The 18224-nt window shown below is 32.2% G+C and carries 17 protein-coding genes and 1 other RNA gene; 4 read left to right on the plus strand and 14 right to left on the minus strand.

Annotation, left to right across the window (positions count from 1 at the left end; genetic code table 11):
- Positions 1-2 precede the first annotated feature (2 nt).
- Together ACYQ5R_RS01725 and ACYQ5R_RS01730 are read right to left on the minus strand one after the other, a co-directional pair.
- On the minus strand, positions 3-215 hold the full coding sequence (locus ACYQ5R_RS01725) for a DUF3820 family protein (RefSeq protein WP_460189179.1): 213 nt from the start codon (positions 213-215) through the stop codon (positions 3-5).
- Positions 215-1420, minus strand: coding sequence for an NAD(P)-dependent oxidoreductase (locus ACYQ5R_RS01730; RefSeq protein WP_460189180.1), 1206 nt, complete (start codon positions 1418-1420; stop codon positions 215-217). Before ACYQ5R_RS01730 ends, ACYQ5R_RS01725 begins: the two co-directional genes overlap by 1 nt.
- Before the next feature lie 123 nt (positions 1421-1543).
- Between ACYQ5R_RS01730 and ssrA the strand changes: the two genes are divergently transcribed.
- Positions 1544-1940: a transfer-messenger RNA gene (ssrA, locus tag ACYQ5R_RS01735) on the plus strand.
- A gap of 20 nt (positions 1941-1960) precedes the next feature.
- Here ssrA and ACYQ5R_RS01740 read toward each other — a convergent pair.
- Together ACYQ5R_RS01740 and ACYQ5R_RS01745 are read right to left on the minus strand one after the other, a co-directional pair.
- Entirely contained in the window at positions 1961-2923 is a 963-nt protein-coding gene (locus ACYQ5R_RS01740; protein WP_460189181.1) for a PDDEXK family nuclease, read from the minus strand.
- Positions 2924-3022: 99 nt separating this feature from the next.
- On the minus strand, positions 3023-3454 hold the full coding sequence (locus ACYQ5R_RS01745; RefSeq protein WP_460189182.1) for a DUF1214 domain-containing protein: 432 nt from the start codon (positions 3452-3454) through the stop codon (positions 3023-3025).
- A gap of 292 nt (positions 3455-3746) precedes the next feature.
- Here ACYQ5R_RS01745 and ACYQ5R_RS01750 point away from each other — a divergent pair, with 292 nt between their 5' ends.
- The gene (locus ACYQ5R_RS01750) at positions 3747-4514 is read left to right on the plus strand and encodes a mechanosensitive ion channel family protein (protein ID WP_460189183.1); all 768 of its coding nucleotides are present in this window, start codon (positions 3747-3749) and stop codon (positions 4512-4514) included.
- On the opposite strand, the gene ACYQ5R_RS01755 is transcribed toward ACYQ5R_RS01750, so the two are convergent.
- The 10 genes from ACYQ5R_RS01755 to ACYQ5R_RS01800 all read right to left on the minus strand — a co-directional run bounded on the left by ACYQ5R_RS01755 (position 4507) and on the right by ACYQ5R_RS01800 (position 13738).
- On the minus strand, positions 4507-5901 hold the full coding sequence (locus ACYQ5R_RS01755; protein WP_460189184.1) for an FG-GAP repeat domain-containing protein: 1395 nt from the start codon (positions 5899-5901) through the stop codon (positions 4507-4509). The genes ACYQ5R_RS01750 and ACYQ5R_RS01755 overlap by 8 nt on opposite strands.
- A 179-nt stretch (positions 5902-6080) precedes the next feature.
- Positions 6081-6785, minus strand: a complete 705-nt coding sequence (locus ACYQ5R_RS01760; RefSeq protein ID WP_460189185.1) for a hypothetical protein — start codon at positions 6783-6785, stop codon at positions 6081-6083.
- Positions 6786-6809: 24 nt separating this feature from the next.
- A complete protein-coding gene (locus ACYQ5R_RS01765) occupies positions 6810-7508 on the minus strand; it encodes a hypothetical protein (RefSeq protein ID WP_460189186.1) in 699 nt (232 codons plus the stop codon).
- Positions 7509-7618: 110 nt separating this feature from the next.
- Positions 7619-8389 (minus strand): LytR/AlgR family response regulator transcription factor, encoded by a 771-nt coding sequence (locus tag ACYQ5R_RS01770; RefSeq protein WP_460189187.1) that lies wholly within the window; start codon positions 8387-8389, stop codon positions 7619-7621.
- Positions 8389-9486, minus strand: coding sequence for a sensor histidine kinase (locus ACYQ5R_RS01775; protein WP_460189188.1), 1098 nt, complete (start codon positions 9484-9486; stop codon positions 8389-8391). Before ACYQ5R_RS01775 ends, ACYQ5R_RS01770 begins: the two co-directional genes overlap by 1 nt.
- 310 nt (positions 9487-9796) lie before the next feature.
- Positions 9797-10402 (minus strand): thioredoxin family protein, encoded by a 606-nt coding sequence (locus ACYQ5R_RS01780; RefSeq protein ID WP_460189189.1) that lies wholly within the window; start codon positions 10400-10402, stop codon positions 9797-9799.
- A 1-nt stretch (position 10403) separates the two neighbouring features.
- A complete protein-coding gene (locus ACYQ5R_RS01785; protein WP_460189190.1) occupies positions 10404-10835 on the minus strand; it encodes a TlpA family protein disulfide reductase in 432 nt (143 codons plus the stop codon).
- A gap of 331 nt (positions 10836-11166) precedes the next feature.
- The gene (locus tag ACYQ5R_RS01790; RefSeq protein WP_460189747.1) at positions 11167-11958 is read right to left on the minus strand and encodes a glycosyltransferase family 2 protein; all 792 of its coding nucleotides are present in this window, start codon (positions 11956-11958) and stop codon (positions 11167-11169) included.
- Positions 11954-13048, minus strand: coding sequence for a glycosyltransferase (locus ACYQ5R_RS01795; RefSeq protein WP_460189191.1), 1095 nt, complete (start codon positions 13046-13048; stop codon positions 11954-11956). The genes ACYQ5R_RS01790 and ACYQ5R_RS01795 overlap by 5 nt, the downstream gene beginning before the upstream one ends.
- Before the next feature lie 3 nt (positions 13049-13051).
- Complete coding sequence (locus ACYQ5R_RS01800) at positions 13052-13738, minus strand: cell division ATP-binding protein FtsE (RefSeq protein WP_460189192.1); 687 nt, start codon at positions 13736-13738, stop codon at positions 13052-13054.
- Between the two features lie 112 nt (positions 13739-13850).
- Between ACYQ5R_RS01800 and ACYQ5R_RS01805 the strand changes: the two genes are divergently transcribed.
- Together ACYQ5R_RS01805 and ACYQ5R_RS01810 are read left to right on the plus strand one after the other, a co-directional pair.
- The gene (locus ACYQ5R_RS01805; protein WP_460189193.1) at positions 13851-15068 is read left to right on the plus strand and encodes a peroxiredoxin family protein; all 1218 of its coding nucleotides are present in this window, start codon (positions 13851-13853) and stop codon (positions 15066-15068) included.
- A 133-nt stretch (positions 15069-15201) separates the two neighbouring features.
- Positions 15202-18216: a tetratricopeptide repeat protein gene (locus ACYQ5R_RS01810; RefSeq protein ID WP_460189194.1), complete on the plus strand. Its 3015-nt coding sequence runs from the start codon at positions 15202-15204 to the stop codon at positions 18214-18216.
- Positions 18217-18224: the final 8 nt, after the last annotated feature.

Below are 18224 nucleotides of genomic sequence, written 5' to 3' on the forward strand. Positions count from 1 at the left end.
CATTATTGAAGCTCGCGAATCAAATACTCCAATCCGTTTACCTTAATTTCATAAAGTAAACCAAGTTGTTTACCCAATTTACCTGCAGGAAACCCTTTGTTGTAATACCAAACAACATAGGGTTCTGGTAAATCAATTAAATAGCGCCCTTTGAATTTACCATAGGGCATTTTAGCTTTCGCTAATTCTAAAAGTATATTATGATCAGGTTGCACTATTCTTTTCCGTCTACATAGTCTTGAAGATACCCATAACGCGATGTTAACTTCCCTTCTTTTGTCATCTGTGCTCTGAGCAACACTCCTTTTTCATCATTGTTAAAAAAAGATGGAATTACATGTTCAGCAAACTGATTTCCAAACCCTTCTGAAGCATCTCTTGGCAACTCGCAAGGTAAATTATCTACAGCCATTACTGCAATCACTTTACTACTCATATAATCATCTTCTGATTCCGTTTGAGGATTGTAGCCATAAATAGGGTCTGCTATGGTAGATGGCTTTATAGTAGATGCCACAGGACCGTCAATATCGCAGCTTATATCTGCTACTGTATTAATTTTAAAACTCGATGATTTTGCATCTGCTCTTGTAAATAAATAAGGCGAACCATCACCATAAAAATGACCTGCTATAAACAAATCAGACACCTCTGCAAATCGCATAAAGTTGCTTTCATAGGCCTCAGGATGATTAAAAAAGTCCACATTATTCATCACAACTCCATCTTTGCGCTTGTTATAGTCTAACACATCTAACTGCACATATACAGGCTCATTGTACGATTCATTTACAAATTGATCAACACCAACTTCACGAATACCCATACCATCCAACATTTCTTTTGCTCCATAACTCACACGTCCTTTACCTGTTAAAACAATTTTAATCTCAGGCAAATGCACGCGCTTTAATTCAGCAATAAGTGCTGCTTGATCGGTTAAATGTTCTGCTTTAGACAAGGCAAACAAAGCGTTCTTAATACCGTATGCTCTCAATCCGTTATAAGCGCCTACAATACCTGCGTAACGACCAAAGGCTACTACCCTTTGCTCTTTTTGGTTGGTAAGTGTTTCGTGATCGAATAAACTAATATTCTTTTCTAAAATAGCTTGTAATAACTCACGATTGTACGGCTGTTTTTTAATGGTGTGCGAAAAGAAAAAGTATTTCTTATTTGGAATCAATGCATCAATAGGAACTTCTTTTACCCCCAATAACACATCACAATCAGAAACATCTGTTACCACCTCAACACCTTGAGCACGATAATCTGCATCTGAAAACGTACGAATATCAGATGACTCAACAACAATTTCCAAGTCTTGATAATTGGCTATGAGCTCTTTACATTTTAAAGGAGTAAACACCACGCGCTTATCGGGTGGATTCTTGCGTTCTTTAATGATTCCTATCTTCATATAGCTAGCATAAATTTTTTAGTGATGCTAAGGTAACTGAATTTGAAAGTAGAACCAAGTTGTTGCAAGTGGTATTTTTTTAATAAATTCGCACACTTGATTTTTAAGATCTTTGACAAATTTGGGGGCGACTGGTTTTGACAGCGAGGTCAGTCAAACTGTAAGCATGTGGAGCATTGAAATAGTACTCCTAAAAATCATTTCAACTTTTTAAACGGCGAGAATAACTACGCTTTAGCTGCTTAATAACTGAATTATAGTAAGTTCAAGCCCAGGCACACAAGGTGTGCAAGCTAAATGTCTCTCAAAAGCCTTGGTTAGCGGCGTTTGTAATAGAGGCATCGTAAAAGTTAACATAGGAAACAGCGAGTCACGAGCAGTTTCTGAAACTAAAAGTGACTAAGCATTAAGTGGGTAGTTTTTAATCAGCTTAGTGTCTAAAAACAAATAAAAACTAAACATGTAGAAAGCACTTTGGTTGCTTGTTTGGACGAGGGTTCGAGTCCCTCCGCCTCCACTTTATCAAACACTCTTTATTAATTAGATTAATTTCTCAATTTTAGAAATTAACTCCTTGAAATCATAATTTTCACGAACTTCAATCAATTCTACATTATTCATTCGACATTTTTCCCTTTTCATTTTATCTCGTTCCTTTGTAGCATTAAACCCTTCTATACCGCCAAAGATATCTACAGGTTTATAGTGTTGTAAGCCATTATACTCAATTGCCAAACTTAATTCAGGTATCCAAATATCAAACCTCTGACCATTTAAAAATTTTGGACTTCCCTGTGGTATAACATTAAAAGATGTTAAATGATTTTTTATTTTAAGGTATAAATTATGCTCACTAACCCATTTCCCTTTTATTTCTTCAATAAAACCTTCAAGAATAAATTGATCAACCACTTTTTCGAAAGTATTTCTTAAATGATATATCAGACATGATTTTGCAAAATACTTTGCACTATTTTTATAAGTAAATTCTCCTTCAACAAATCTTTCGTCATTTTCAAAATCTTCAAGGTAATATTGAACTTCGTTATAATACTTGTTATACTTAACACCTTCTGATTCACTTATTTTTTCAATATAATAGCTCCATTCATGACTTTCAACATAAACGGATACAAAATTTTGTTTCGGAAAAGTTTTCTTCCACCTTATATCTTGAAAATAAAATGACCAAAAATCTCTTGCATCAATAAAGTCTTGATATATTAGTTCTTCCCATCGATCAGAAAATTTTTTTCTTAAATCTTTATATATTCTATTTCCAAATATATCGTAACGATGTCCATAAATAAAATGTTTCCAAAACAGCCTTGAATTTATCTTTTGATTTGAAACACTAGAAATTGCTATTAAGAACAATAATTCTTCATTTTTAACCCTTGTCTTTTTAGAAAACCAACTTTTTATTTTTTTAAAAACAGTATCATAATCCTCTTCTAAATATATTTCCCAAAGAGAATTAGTAAGATTATTTAATTCAACCACTATGTTTAATCGATTTTACAAATACGAATCTACTTAATCCAAATTTAAACAAAAAAACTCGGCCTTTCGACCGAGTTTTATCGCTGTGTTTGACAACATCTATTTATCGATTCTCTTTATTAAAATGGTTGGGTTGTACCCTTCTTCTCCATTACTTACTTCTTTACTCGGGTTGTAATGACGCATTAGTACATTAAATTTTCCTGTAGTATTCCCCTCAACAATTGGTATGTTGTTTGGTTCGCCCTCACAGCCAAAACGAATTGTAATTGTACCATCAGGATTTTTAACCGGATTCATTTCACTTGAAATGTTAGCTACATCGTTAAACATGCGACCGTCGTAGTTGTAAACTGTAGCAGACCAGAATGAAATAGCTTTAGGGTCTTTAAATGTCATCTCGTACTTACCGTCAGCATCAAAGTATGGGCTTGTTTGATAGATATTATCTTCTACCATTGCACCACCCCAGCCGCCAGCTGCGCCAACGTAGTTATAGTAATCTGTTAAACTTACTTTTTTACTATTCAAAAAATGTAGAGTTGTTTCTTTGGGAATACTGCGAAAAAAAAGTGTCGGAAAAAAATGAAAGAATAATGATTTATTGTTTTAAGATATTTCGGATTTGAACAAACCTGAATGTACCAGGTTAAAACTAATTGTACATCAAAAAGCTATTTATTAACTTTGAGTACATCACTTTTAGATATATTTAATTTTATAAGCTATGGAAGAGTATTTAAATTCTGCTAAATTTCAATGGTTAACATTTACAATAATTATTATAGTTACCGTGCTTATTTCTTTTCTCTACAACAAATTAATGAGAAAATTAATTAACACTTCAGCAGAAAAATTAAAGCTGGATACTACAAAACATCAATTTTTAAGACATTCTGTAAATGCAATTATATATCTAATTGGTATAAGTTTAGCCATTTATACAATTCCAAGCTTAAGAAATATTGCAAGCTCTTTATTAGCTGGAGCGGGTATAGCAGGTATTGCTATTGGTTTTGCTGCAAAAGATGCATTAGGAAATATTATAGGCGGCGTTTTTATTATTGTATTCAAACCATTTAAGATTGGTTCTAGAATTCAAATTCAAGCACTGAACGGTACGGTTGAAGATATCACCTTAAGACATACTGTAATTCGTAACTTTCAGAATAAACGAATTATAATTCCAAATGCTATTGTTAGTAATGAAATTATTATTAACTCAAATTTAGTTGATGATAAGATTTGCAAATGGATTGAAGTAGGTATTAGTTATGATAGTGATATTGATTTTGCTAAAGAATTAATGGCCTCAGAGATATTGAAACATCCTTTATTAATTGATAATAGAACAGAATTAGAAATATCCAATGGCACACCGCAGGTTCATGTAAGAGTAATATTACTAGGTGATTTTTCTGTGACATTAAGAGCTTGGGCTTGGGCAAATAATGCATCAGATGCTTTCATAATGGAATGTGATATTTTAGAGTCTCTCAAAAAACGATTTGATAAAGAAGGAATAGAAATACCATTTCCATATAGAACTATTGTTCATAAAAATCAAACTATTGAAACCAAGATTAATTAATTAGTTGATTTTCAAGAATAAGCAAGTCTACATTGTTTTCTTGCCACTGCTTTTCCAAATTTTGAGGCACTGGAGTAAACGAATAACTAAATGAACTTAGAATAATATCTGTATCGCCATCTTGGTCTACATCGCCTTTATCCATCAATAACCATCTACCTTCGTTTGCTTCTTTTATAATTTCTGTATTAAACTCAAAAGTAACATTACCACCAATATTCTCTAAATATACAAATGAAAGTTCTGGATGATTATCGTAATCAGGAAACGTAGATATTAAGGCTAGATCATAATCATTGTCTTTATCAAAATCTTCAATAGCAAACCTCGTTGCTCCGTTTAATGGATAAAAATAAGATTCAGTAAAATTATTTGAACCATCATTTAAATGTATACGTAAACCGTGATAGGGTTTTTGTACATAGGTTTTATCTGCATTATCTCCTTGAACTGTAACAATATCTAAAAATCCATCGTTGTTATAATCTACCATTTCAAACCAACTTGTGCCATAAACTGGGCTATAACGAATCAATCTATTCATTGAAAATTGCAAATCTTTCTGCTGGTAAAATACGAGTACTCCCTCATCTCCTTGAGAACTCAAAGCAATAATATCTAACAATCCATCATTATTTAAATCATGAATTTCAGTCTTTATAATTCCAGGTAAATTAACAAGCGTTTGCTTGATGTATTGCTCATTCATTCTCTTGAATAAACTTAATTCTCCAGTTTGATGGCCGAATTCTGATACTACAATTTCTTTTGATCCATCTACATTTAAATCTCGAATAATACTATGTACAGGTCTATGGAGACTATCTAATATTTTCAAATTAGATTCTGAAAAAGATTTGTACATAACACCTCTAGATAGATCAGATGGTTCTAAAATACCTATTCCCGTGATATATGATGTACCACCAATTTGTTCAAACCCTGTAACCGCTGTATCTATTGAATCTAAAAGTTGAAAGGAGTTATTAGAATAATCAAAATTATGTATTGCACCATTCAATTCACCAATAACAACTTGCGGCTCATTGTAATTCAAATAAGTAATAAACGTACCTGGATTATGATCTACATTTACAATATGAGATTCGAATTGATCTGTTATTTGAACATTATCTGCAATAACAGTATTGGTCAAAGAATCAGGAGCCATAGACATGATATAACCTCTTAAAAGCGTCCAATCTTCCTGAGAAATTACAGGTGAATTGGCATAACTACCAGATGTAAAAATTACCTCCATTTCTTCAAAGCTCATACCTTTATACTTATCATACCCTTTTTCTTTAATGCCTAATCGAGCAGCCATTTCTGGTAAGATTTGTGTATCCCACAAATTCTTTGGTAATGATTTTATATCTGGTGCCATATGACAACTAGCACAATACGAATTATATAGCTGTACTTGCCTTTTCTCTTTTGAAGAAGTACAACTTAACATAAAAACACATATCAATAGTGGCAGGTATATACGGATTGATTGCATAGAATTATAAAAATAAAAAGCTCAAGATAAATCTTGAGCTTTTTATATCTTAAATCAAAAAATTATTTTTTCTCTTGTACATCTTCAAATTGCTTTGCAATAATCTTTGCATATTTAGGGGCAACTTGACTGTAAGAATCAGGGTCAGTTAATTTAACAGATACTGCACCAACCAATTCCTCTTTATCGTTTAATTCTAGGTTGTAAATAACAGTTTCAAATAAATATACATCTACAACTCTTGTTGTCGTTTCTTGCGGTACATATGTCCCTCCATAGCCATAACCATAAGGGTAACCATAAACAGAACCATAATAAGAACCAAATCCTCTGTAATATCCTCCATAATAAGCTGGATAATAACCACCTGTAGTATAGCCTCCAGTAGTTGTACTCTCTGTTTGCTTCGATTGATCTTTTAAAGCAGATAAAACAGCACCAGAATATCCTGCATCAAGAATTTTTTGAATAATTACATCTACCTCAGCTTTCGTAGGCTGCTTTTTTTGAGGTTGCATATATTCTGGAAAAGCAATGTAACTAGGTGTAGCATCTACTCCAATCTTTTTTAATTGTTCCGCTACATCTTTTTCAAAACGTTGCTTTGTAACCATATTATCTGTTTTATATATCACCAAAACTTTTTTACCATTTAAGGTTTTAAAGTTTTCATTTTTCCATTCATCATTTAATTCTATGGCTGATGAGCAAGACATGAGGGTCACTACTACCAAAGCAAGAATCATGTACAATTTTTTGTTTTTCATCTTAATTAATTTAGTGTTTGTTCTTTATTTAAACTGTTTAGCTACTAAAGTAGCATATTTTTCTAAAACTTCTGTCAAACTTTCTGGATCAGAAACATTAATACTAACCACTCCTTTCAACTGGCTTGCATTAGATAAATCGTATGTTACTGTTTCTAACCTATATATTTCTGTATAATTAGTTGTAGTTTCTTCTAATTCACTTGGACCAGGAGTTTTTGTAGGTATTAAATTATCTGGACTGTTATAGTAAACACCAAAAGATAAAGGATATTTACCATATTCCGAAGTTTCATAATATTTTTCAGATTCTCCTAATTTACCAGCAGGTTGACTTTGCTCTGTTAATCTAGTTGATGTAGATTTAGCTTCGTCTTGATTGCGCAGTCTTGTTACAACTACTGTTTCATATCCTGCATCTAGCACATTTTTAATAAGAGTGTCTATTTCTTCTTGTGTACGATCTTTTTCAACCATATTTGGAAAAGCAACAAATCCTTCAACAGCATCAAGACCTAAACTGCGTAACTCATCTGCAATAGTTCTTTCTCCACGTTGTCTTACTCCTTCATGTTTACCTCTATTTAGTACAAGAATTTTTTGTCCTTTTACATCATCAAAAGTTTCAGATTTCCATGAATCTTTTAATTTAACTGTTGTACCACAAGACACCAACATTAATACTGCAAAAAACAGCACCAGAGATTTATTCAGTTTTTTCATGTAATAAGTTAATTTATACTTAAACAAATGTAGCTTAAATTTTTGCGAATCCTATTAAATAATTCATAAAAGAATTTAGAGAAATCAATGGTTTTATTTGACCATTCTCACTATGAATCTACCCAAGTTTTAAACAGTGTTGCCTTAGCTTTACTAACGACAATTCGTTCTTTTGAAGGTGGTTTTGTATTAACGATTAGTTTTCCGTTAAAATAAAATTTAATATTGCTAATTGCCGCTTTATTTAAAATAAACTGTCGATTGGCTCTAAAGAATATTTCAGGTGGTAGTTCTGCCTCTATATCCTCTAACTTCTTATCTAGGATAAAGGTTTGATTTTCTTTAGACACAGCTTTAACCATTCCTAAATCTATATAGAAATAAGCAATATTATCAGTTTTCAAAGGCAACAATTCATCTCTATGATGCACTAAATATGTAGTTTTATATGCTGGCTTTTGTTGTGATTGAAGCATATCAATAAGCCCTTGCATTTGGTTTGAAACTGTATTAGAATCAATCTTATCTCTTGAATTCTTAAATTTTTGAAGTGCTTCTCTTAACTCATCTTCATCTATTGGTTTCAATAAATAGTCAATACTATTTACTTTAAATGCCTTAATAGCGTATTGATCGTAGGCTGTTGTGAAAATTACAGGAATATCGATTTTAACTTTTTCAAATATTTCAAATGAAAGTCCATCAGCTAAGTGAATATCCATGGTAATTAAATCTGCCTTATAGATACCCTCAAAATAAGTTACTGCATCTGCCACTGAAGCCAGTACTTTTACAATTTCTATAGACGGATCAATAGCTTGAAGCATATATGTAAGGTTATCACTCGCTGCTATTTCATCTTCAAAAATAATTATTTTCATTAGCTAAGTTCGGTTTTTTCGGCTACTAAAAATTGTACTTTAAACACTCCATTAGTATCACTAATATTAATTTCTCTATCTTTTAAAAGTAAGTAGCGCTTGTTGAGGTTAGATAATCCCTTACCAGTACTATCGACCAAGGTTTTTCGCAATTTAATTTTATTCTCAACACAAATATATCCATTCTTGTCGTATACTTTTACTAACAGCGGATTAGCATCCGAAATTTCGTTGTGTTTTACTGCATTCTCCAATAATAATTGCAAAGACAAAGCTGGCACTTCGCACTCCCAATATATTTCGTTAATATCTATATGAATATCAAAACGATTTCTATAGCGTGTTTTTATCAAGAAAATATAACTTTCTAAAAACTTCAGTTCTTCTCTTAAACTCACAACCTCTCGATCGCTACTCTGCAATATATAGCGATACATAAACGACAATTTATTTACAAATTGTGTTGCAGATTTATTATCCCTTATTAAGGAATTAAGAGAATTTAAAGAATTAAATAAAAAATGTGGATTGATTTGATTTCGTAAAGCTGATAATTCGTTTACCAAATTCTGTCTCTTTAACTCTTCGTTTTCAATAATCTGTTGTTGGTTCAATCGTTGATATCTTAGTATTCCGGAGATAAAATAAACAATCAAAAAGATAGCGAAATACGAATAATAAAATCTATCTTTCTGCATTGGAGGGACCTCAATTTCTAATATATATCCATATACTTTTATTAATAGTATAACAGTGGCTACCATTATACCCAAATTGATACAAAAAGTTATAAAGGTTCGCAATACAATTTGGAGATGTTTGTAGCGCTCTTTAATATTTACATTAAACTGAAGAATGATCCAACCATAAATAATAGTAAATGAAAAACGAATAGCTACGTCTTCAAATGTTACCGGAACATACGTTGCGTTTATCATATTGGTTACTTCAAAAAGAGCCAATGCTCTTGGAATGATTCCAAGAATTGCTACTAATACTGCTATTAAAATTAAAAGAGATTGTTTAACCGGTGGTAACCGCATTGCATATGTTTTTTCTAAAAGTAGTATATTCTTAATTTCAGACAAAATTTGCATGCTTTTTTGTTTATAGAAGTTTAAGGAGCTAACAAAATCAAAAACTGTCGAGAATCCACACTCTCGACAGTCCATGAAAAACTAACTTAACTAATTACTATGAAAAACTCTCTTTAATCGAATATATATGTTATAAAAACTTATTCTCTTTGTTTTATACTACAAATGTATGACGGTTCTATTAGCTCAAACTTCACTTTTTAGATGAAATGTCTTTTTTGATAGTTAAAGTGGCCCAATCTCAAAATGAAAGGTAAAACCATAAAAAAAGAGGCCAGTGGCCTCTTCTCTATATTTCGATATATATCTATTACTTTTTAATGGTACAACCAATTGCCTTTGTAGTTTTAGTGTCAATTTCTTCTCCAGCTAAAAGAGCATCTACAGCATTTTCTACAAATTTTTCTTTTACCGCTGATGCGTTCTGAGCGTTATCGTCAATGGCTCCTATATACTCAACCATATAATAATCGCTTTCTTTTTGAAGGATATAAACGTGAGGAGTTCTTGTTGCACCATACAATGGGTAAATACGCTGACCTTCATCAAACAAATAAGGAAAGGTAAATCCCTTTTCTTTAGCTCTGACTTTCATGCCAGCAACATCATCTTTTGGTGATTTTTCTGGATTATTAGGATTGATTGCAATTACGGGAAATCCAAGCTCTTTATACTTTTTATCTAAAGCAATAATGCGATCTTCATACACCACAGAATACGGACAGCTGTTGCAGGTAAATACAACAATAAAACCTTTGGCATCTGTAAAATCTGACATCGACACTGTCGTATCGTCAATATTCAATAACTTGAAATCTGTGGCAATATCACCAATTTTATATCCCGCAGATGGTACTTTGGTAAAAGCAAACGCCACAACAATTAGCACTGCTAAACCCATTATATATTTTTTCATACTATTTATTTAGGTGTGTTTTTAACACTGTTTCTAATTCTTCATAAGTTAAAGGTTGTTCGAAAAACTCACTTTTATTTTCGCTCACAACTATGGTGACAGGTATGGCCCCGGTCCAACTTTTTGAAACTTGAGATATCCAAGTATTTTGGGCGGGATCTATCATATGTAATTGTATCCCTTGCAACTGATGCTCTGCAATATATGGAAGTAATTTTGCCTCATATTGGTTTTCAAAATCAAGACTCACCATGATTAACTCTACATTCTTATCCTTGTAATTAGCATATAATTCCTGAAACTCAGGTATCTCCTCAACGCACGGTTTACACCAGGTAGCCCAAAAATTAATGATTCTAACTTTCCCTTCTACAGCTTGTAAATATGGCGTTAGCTTCTCATAATCTACTTGAACAACTTCCGGCGAAGTCATTTCAGTTTTTTTACTACACCCAATTAATAATATAAGTGTAAGTGCAAATAAAAATTGTTTCATAGTGGCAAGTTAACTAAAAACTGTTGATTCAAAAAACCGTTAACAATTCTATCTGAAAATTGTATTTTCGCATTAAAATTACTGCAAATGATATTGGGAATTTCTTACACCGAATGGGTTGGCTATTTAGCCTCAGCTGTATTGATAGTTTCATTCATAATGAAAAATGTAAATACGCTTCGAAAAGTAAATTCTGTAGGCGCACTATTATTTATCATTTACGGATTTATGCTAGCTACGTCTTGGCCAATTATAATAACGAACGGATTTATTCTTGGATTGAACCTGTATTATTTGAGTAAGAAGTAGGTGATAGTTGTTTTATTAAATATTTACTCAAACTAATTAAGAAAAAGAGAGGTTTAAAGATAAAAGTACTATTATTCACCTTTAATCTAATTTCCTCTCTATAAATTTTCCATTCATTTGATTTTGACAATCCATTTGGACCACAAATAGCTATGAGTTCCTCCAATTTGCGCACATTGACACCTCTTCTAAAAAGTTGTAAGTTTAAATTGTAATCTGCTAGTATTTTATATGCTAAGTCAAACTTTTCTTGGTCAAATAGTTCCGATTTATAAAATGCACCTTGATGATGAATCGAATTCTTTATCCAAAGTTTTATTCCCCACGATGGATAAACCATTCGACTTTTTCTATTTAAAAAAAATGAATTATTACTTGAATTTTCATATTTAATCGAACCCAAAATTAAATCGGTATTTGAAAGATTCTTTTGAAATAAAATTTCCAAAATATTTTTACTTATTAATCTATCGTCACAACCCATAAAATACAACCACTCTCCTTGGGCAAGAACAATTCCTTTATTCATAGCATCATAAACTCCATCATCTGGTTCGCATAATACTCGAAAAGGGTATTGTAATTTTTTGAGATAATTAGGCGTTCCATCTGTAGAACTTCCATCTACTATTATAACTTCAAAATCTTGAAAGGTTTGCTGTTCTATACTCTTCAAACAAGTTTTCAATTTAGAAAATTGATTGAAAGAAGGAATTATTATTGAAACTATAGGTTTAATACGAAATCTAATTTAAAAATTCATCTAATTGGTTAATCTCATTTTGCCAATTTAACTCTTTTCTTGCTACCTTCTGATTTTCGATGTATTCAGTTCTAAGTTTAGGGCTGTCTAACAGTTTCCTAATTGAGTTCGCGATATCAACTGGATTGTGAGATGGTACTATCAATCCAACATTATATGATTTCACTATCCTCTCAACTTCCGGTAAATTTGACGCCAAAATAGGAATTCCACAATGGATAAAATCAAAGAGTTTATTTGGTAAACTATACTTAAAACTTTTGCCATATGGTTCTTCCAGAACCATTCCTATATCGGCTTTAATGGTATAATTATAAAGCTCGTTATAGGGAATTCTACCTAAAAAATGGACTCTCTGTTCTAGTCCCTCTTTTTCTACAAATGACCTCAAAGCATTTTGTACTTTTCCAAATCCAATAATTACCAAATCAACTTTGTTCACATGATGTAATGCTTTAATCATAGGTTTCAGTCCTCTACCAGGATTTAATTTACCTTGATACAACACTACTCGATGCTTCGTAGGAAAACTAACTTGTTTGTATTCTTTTTGCTCCTCTAATATTGGTAAATTGCGAATAACCTTCATTTCAATTCCATATGACTTTCGGTATTCACCTGCAATAGGCTCACTTACAGTAATAGCTTTGGTTAATTTAGGTAAAATAGATCGTTCCACAAATTTCCAAACACGCTGTACAAACTTACGCCCCTGCAATTCTGGAGTTTCAATAAAATATTCATGACTATCATAAATTAAATCTGACTTGTGAAAAGTTGTACTTATATAAGAGGCTAACAATGTATCTAAATCATTTACATAAAGTAAATCATGTTTAGTTTTAAGCAAATAAAAAAATAATCGAAAATTATATTCGGCGTAGAATAGAAAGTTATTATTAAACCAATGTTTTTTCCGAACTATTTCGTAAGATCTCTCAACAAAAATGGTATTTGGTAATAGTCTTCCATATACCTGAACCTCAAATCCCTTTTCTTCAAAATAAGAAGCAATTTTATGCACTCTCTGATCTGTTGAAACATCATTAATTACAGTGAGTACAACTTTTTTGGCCATAAACTACACATTTGTTTGCTGTACTACCTCGTACAATTCATCGCCCTCACACTTTAATGTTTTATGAGGGTATTTCATAATCAAGGCGTAGTCGTGCGTTGCCATCAAAATCGTTTTACCCGATTTATGAATCTCTTCCAATACATTCATAACCTCAACCGAAGTTTTAGGATCTAAATTTCCAGTTGGTTCATCGGCAATAATCAATTCAGGATCATTTAATAAGGCTCTTGCAATAGCCACTCTTTGCTGCTCACCTCCAGAAATTTCAAATGGCATTTTAAATCCTTTTGTATGCATCCCAACCTTTTCAAGAACTTCTGATATTTTGGCATCAATTCTTTCTTTGTATTTCCAACCTGTAGCTCTTAAAACAAATCTTAAATTTGCCTCAATACTTCTATCATTTAACAATTTAAAATCTTGAAATACAATACCAATCTTTCTTCTTAAATGGGGAATTTGTTTTTCCTTTAAAACAGACAAATCAAAACCAACAATCGCTCCTCTACCTTCTTTTAATGGTAAATCGCCATATAGAGTCTTCATCAAACTACTTTTACCTGAACCTGTTTTGCCAATCAGATACACAAAATCACCTTCAGTAATTTCCAAATTCACATCTTTTAACACGAGATTATCTCTTTGAAAAATTGCGGCTTCTTTTAAAAAAAGTATAGGGTTTTGCATGCTGTTGGCTTAACGATTCACAAACTTAGCTAAATATATGTAACCTTTCAAAGAAATTTCCGATTTTACGCCTGTGTTAGCAAACACCATACATAAACTAAATCCACATAAAATGCGCTCAACTGTTCTATTTTTCATTGTATCACTTATACTGTTGACTTCTTGCAATAAAGAAATCCAACCAACCGAGTTTAAATCCGGATTTTGGCGAGGAGAAATCACTATTCAAAATCAGCAATTACCATTTGTATTTGAGGTAAAAAATGAAAACAACCAATATCGAATTAATCTGCATGATGGAGATAATATTATTGAATTGGACGAAGTACAGGTTGTAAATGATTCTGTTTTTTTCACCATGCATATATTTGATATAGATGTGGCTGCAAAAATAGAAGGCAACTCGCTTGCTGGCACCTATACAAAGAATTATGCTCAAGATTACGTACTGCCTTTTAAGGCAAACTTTGGTAAAAAAGAGCGTTTGGACCAACCTCAAACTTCTGATGCGTTTAATGGAAAGTGGTCTTTTCAATTTGATACAGATGATGAAAACAATAAAAAAGTTGCCATCTTTAATTCTGAAGAAAATAAATTAAAAGGAACTATTCTAAGTAAAACTGGCGACTACAGGTTTTTAGAAGGAATAGCGACTGATAATGACTTCACACTCTACGCTTTTGACGGTAATCACATGTATATTTTTAAAGCACAATTAGATGACCCTATTTCTCTATCTGGTGAATATTGGTCTGGTAAAACAGGTAACAAAAAATTTAAAGCAACAAGAGATGAAAACGCAAGTTTACCAGATGCCAATAGTTTAACCTACCTAAAAGAAGGTTTTGATAAAATTGAATTTACCTTCCCCGATTTAGATGGTAACCCCGTATCATTAAATGATGAAAAATATCAAAATAAAGTAGTTGTGCTTCAACTTTTTGGGACGTGGTGCCCAAATTGTATGGATGAAACTATTTTTCTTACCGAATGGTACAACAAAAACAAAAATCGTGGAATTGAAATAATAGGTTTGGCCTATGAGGTAAAAGATGATTTTGACTATGCAAGTAATCGTGTTAAAGTGATGAAAGAAAAATACAATGTGGGTTATGATTATGTCGTTGCAGGAACTTCCTCTAAAAGCGATGCGGCTAAAACACTTCCTATGCTTAATCATGTAATGTCTTTTCCAACTTCAATTGTAATTGACAAAAAAGGAAACGTAAGAAATATACACACTGGTTTTTCTGGTCCTGCAACAGGCGACTATTACCTTGATTTTATAAACGAATTCAATACGTTAATAGATGAGCTTTTAGCAGAATAGATGTGAATAAGGCACTTAAATTCTGTTAATTAATTTTAAAAAAAATTAACATTTTCATATGCAATTTAAGGCAAATTGCACGTTATTGTAATAATTACTTTACAAAACCAAACTTGCACTAAACGCGTTGAAAATGAACTTAAAAACCCTACTTGCTTGCTGTATATTAACAGTAACATTACACTCATTTAGTCAACAATCTGCCACCTATACAGAGCCTTTAAAAGAATACAAACGTGCCCTAACACTATACAAAGACAAAGCTTATTTAGCTTCTCAACAAGTGTTTCACAATTTGTCTGATACATTTGAAAAAGGATCTGAATATCAAGCGAATTGTGAATATTATATTGCCAATTGCGCCATTAGATTGAATCAGCAAAACGCAGATAATTTAATGCTAGAATTTGTAAAAAAATATCCAACAAGCACAAAGCAAAACAATGCGTTTATAGAAACTGCAGATTACTACTATAAAGTAGGTAAATACCCATATGCACTAAAATGGTATAAAAAAGTAAATTTAAATGGTTTGCCTTCGCACCAACAAGAGGAGTACAATTTCAAATATGGCTATTCTTTATTTGCTACAAGAAACTATAACGCTTCTAAAGATTACTTTGTTAAAATTTTAGACTCACCTGAATATGGATCTCAAGCTAAATACTATTATGGATACATTGCATATTCGGAAGATGATTATGATACTGCAGACCAATATTTAGGTCAAGTTGTTACTGATGCTAATTATCAAAAAAATGTATCGTATTACCTAGCAGACATGAATTTTAAATTGGGAAAATTCCAAAAAGCTTTAGACTTAGGAAAACCTTTGCTAGCATCTACTAAAAGAGAAGAACATTCACAACTATCTAAGATTATAGGAGAGAGTTATTTTAATTTAGAGCAATACGAAGAGGCTATTCCTCATCTAAAAAACTATAAGGGAACACGTGGCAAATGGAATAATACCGATTATTATTTATTAGGATATTCATATTACGCCTTAAAAGATTACGAAAATGCCATTTCATATTTCAACAGAATCATTGGTGGCAAAAATGCTGTTGCCCAAAATGCATATTACCATTTAGCAGAATGCTATTTACAATCAAATAAAAAGTCTGAAGCATTAAATGCATTTAGAAATACAGCCCAAATGGATTTTGACCCAACCATTCAAGAAGAAGCATTTTTAAACTATGCCAAGTTGAGCTATGATATTGGTAATCCATATAAAAGTGTGCCAGAAGTATTACAAGAGTATTTAGATAAATATCCTAAATCAAAAGAGGTTGCTCATATTGAGTCATTAATTATCAGTTCATTCTTAAGCTCACAAGATTATAAAGGAGCTGTTGGCTATTTAGAAGACAAAAAAAACACCAATAGTCCTTTGTATCAAAAAGCTACTTTTTATAATGGAATTCAGCTGTACAATGAAAATAAAATTGATAAAGCTTCTGTTTTATTTCAAAAATCATTAGAAACACCATCTGATAAAATTTTAGAATTGAGAAGTAGGTATTGGTTGGCAGAATCGAATTATCAGCTTAATGAATTTGAAATTGCGCTAACCAACTTTAATTTATTCTATGCTAGTGCTGATGCTAAAAACACCGAAGAGTACAACAATATTAATTACGCCTTAGCCTACACCTTATTCAAAATAAAAGATTACGAAAAAGCAGGTGTAGAATTCGAGAATTACCTTCTTAAAAATCCAACAGACAGTAATAAATTGAACGATAGTTATCTTCGTTTAGCTGACACCTACTTTGTGGCTAGTAATTATGAAAAAGCCATTGAAACGTATACTAAAATCTATACCTCCCAAGCTCCAGACTCTGACTATGCTTTATTTCAAAGAGCCGTATGTTATGGCTATTTAAGTCAAGACCCAAAGAAAATTGCTGATTTAGAAACCTTTTTAAGCAACTTTAATCGTTCGGCCTATAGAGATGATGCCTATTATGTTTTAGCAAATGAATACATTGATGCCAATAATACTGATAAGGCCATCGAAAATTATAACGCACTTATTTCAGAGATAGGTCGTAGTCCACTTGTGCCAAAAGCTATGCTTAAAAAAGGTGCATTATTTTACAATAACGATTTAAATGAAAAAGCCTTAACCACTTACAAACGAGTGGCAGACACTTATCAAAATACGCCAGAGGCAAAACAAGCCGTTGCGAGTGTTCGTCAAATTTATGTTGATTTAGGAAGAGCAGATGAATACGCGTCGTGGGTTAAAAATATAGACTATGTAAATGTAACCGATGCAGATTTAGACAACGACATGTATGAGTCAGCAGAACGTCAATATTTGCAAGGCAATAGAAATAGAGCTATCACTGCTTTCGAAAAATATTTAAAAGAATTTCCAAATGGTTTGCATGCCTTGCCATCTCATTTCTACCTAGCGCAAACTTTATTTACCGAAGAGCAGTTAGAAGCAACGAAAATCCATTACCAATATGTAATAGATCAAGAACAAAATGAATATACAGAACAAAGTTTAGCAAAATATGCGCAAGTTCTTTTAGAAGAAGAAGCTTGGACAGAAGCCATACCAACCTTAGAGCAATTAGAGCAAACAAGTAGCTCAGATCAAAACACCATTTTTGCGAAATCTAATTTAATGAAAGGGTATTACCAACAGCAAGAATACACCAATGCCGTAAGTTATGCCGAAGAAGTATTGGCACTGCCTAAGATAGACGATATCGTCACTTCAGATGCGCAAATTATTATTGCGAGATCCGCTATAGAAACCAGCGATTTAAATAAAGCGAGAGCTGCTTATAAAAAAGTAGAAGCAACCGCTACAGGCGAGTTAATGGCGGAAGCCTTGTACTTTGATGCTTATTTCGAACATACTGATGGTAGCTATAGAGTCTCGAATAAAATTGTACAAAAAATTGCCGCAGAATATGCTGCTTATAAATATTGGGGTGGAAAAGGATTGGTAATTATGGCAAAGAATTTTTACAATCTAGACGATGCTTTTCAAGCTACCTACATTTTAGAAAGTGTGATGAAGAACTTTGAACAATACGAAGATGTTGTTGAAGATGCAGAAACTGAATTGGCACGAATTAAAGCAGAAGAAGCAAAAACAAACGATTCAGTAAAACCAGAATAACCAACCCA

This window comes from Urechidicola sp. KH5, from assembly GCF_054661455.1.

Bases quoted from the DNA above. Each gene is read 5' to 3' on its own strand.
- ACYQ5R_RS01760 (WP_460189185.1), bottom strand. From the start codon at position 6,785: ATGAAAAACAAAAAATTGTACATGATTCTTGCTTTGGTAGTAGTGACC.
- ACYQ5R_RS01765 (WP_460189186.1), bottom strand. From the start codon at position 7,508: ATGAAAAAACTGAATAAATCTCTGGTGCTGTTTTTTGCAGTATTAATG.
- ACYQ5R_RS01755 (WP_460189184.1), bottom strand. From the start codon at position 5,901: ATGGCACCAGATATAAAATCATTACCAAAGAATTTGTGGGATACACAA.
- ACYQ5R_RS01795 (WP_460189191.1), bottom strand. From the start codon at position 13,048: ATGGCCAAAAAAGTTGTACTCACTGTAATTAATGATGTTTCAACAGAT.
- ACYQ5R_RS01780 (WP_460189189.1), bottom strand. From the start codon at position 10,402: ATGAAAAAATATATAATGGGTTTAGCAGTGCTAATTGTTGTGGCGTTT.
- ACYQ5R_RS01730 (WP_460189180.1), bottom strand. From the start codon at position 1,420: ATGAAGATAGGAATCATTAAAGAACGCAAGAATCCACCCGATAAGCGC.
- ACYQ5R_RS01810 (WP_460189194.1), top strand. From the start codon at position 15,202: ATGAACTTAAAAACCCTACTTGCTTGCTGTATATTAACAGTAACATTA.
- ACYQ5R_RS01800 (WP_460189192.1), bottom strand. From the start codon at position 13,738: ATGCAAAACCCTATACTTTTTTTAAAAGAAGCCGCAATTTTTCAAAGA.
- ACYQ5R_RS01770 (WP_460189187.1), bottom strand. From the start codon at position 8,389: ATGAAAATAATTATTTTTGAAGATGAAATAGCAGCGAGTGATAACCTT.
- ACYQ5R_RS01805 (WP_460189193.1), top strand. From the start codon at position 13,851: ATGCGCTCAACTGTTCTATTTTTCATTGTATCACTTATACTGTTGACT.
- ACYQ5R_RS01785 (WP_460189190.1), bottom strand. From the start codon at position 10,835: ATGACTTCGCCGGAAGTTGTTCAAGTAGATTATGAGAAGCTAACGCCA.
- ACYQ5R_RS01775 (WP_460189188.1), bottom strand. From the start codon at position 9,486: ATGCAAATTTTGTCTGAAATTAAGAATATACTACTTTTAGAAAAAACA.
- ACYQ5R_RS01750 (WP_460189183.1), top strand. From the start codon at position 3,747: ATGAGAAAATTAATTAACACTTCAGCAGAAAAATTAAAGCTGGATACT.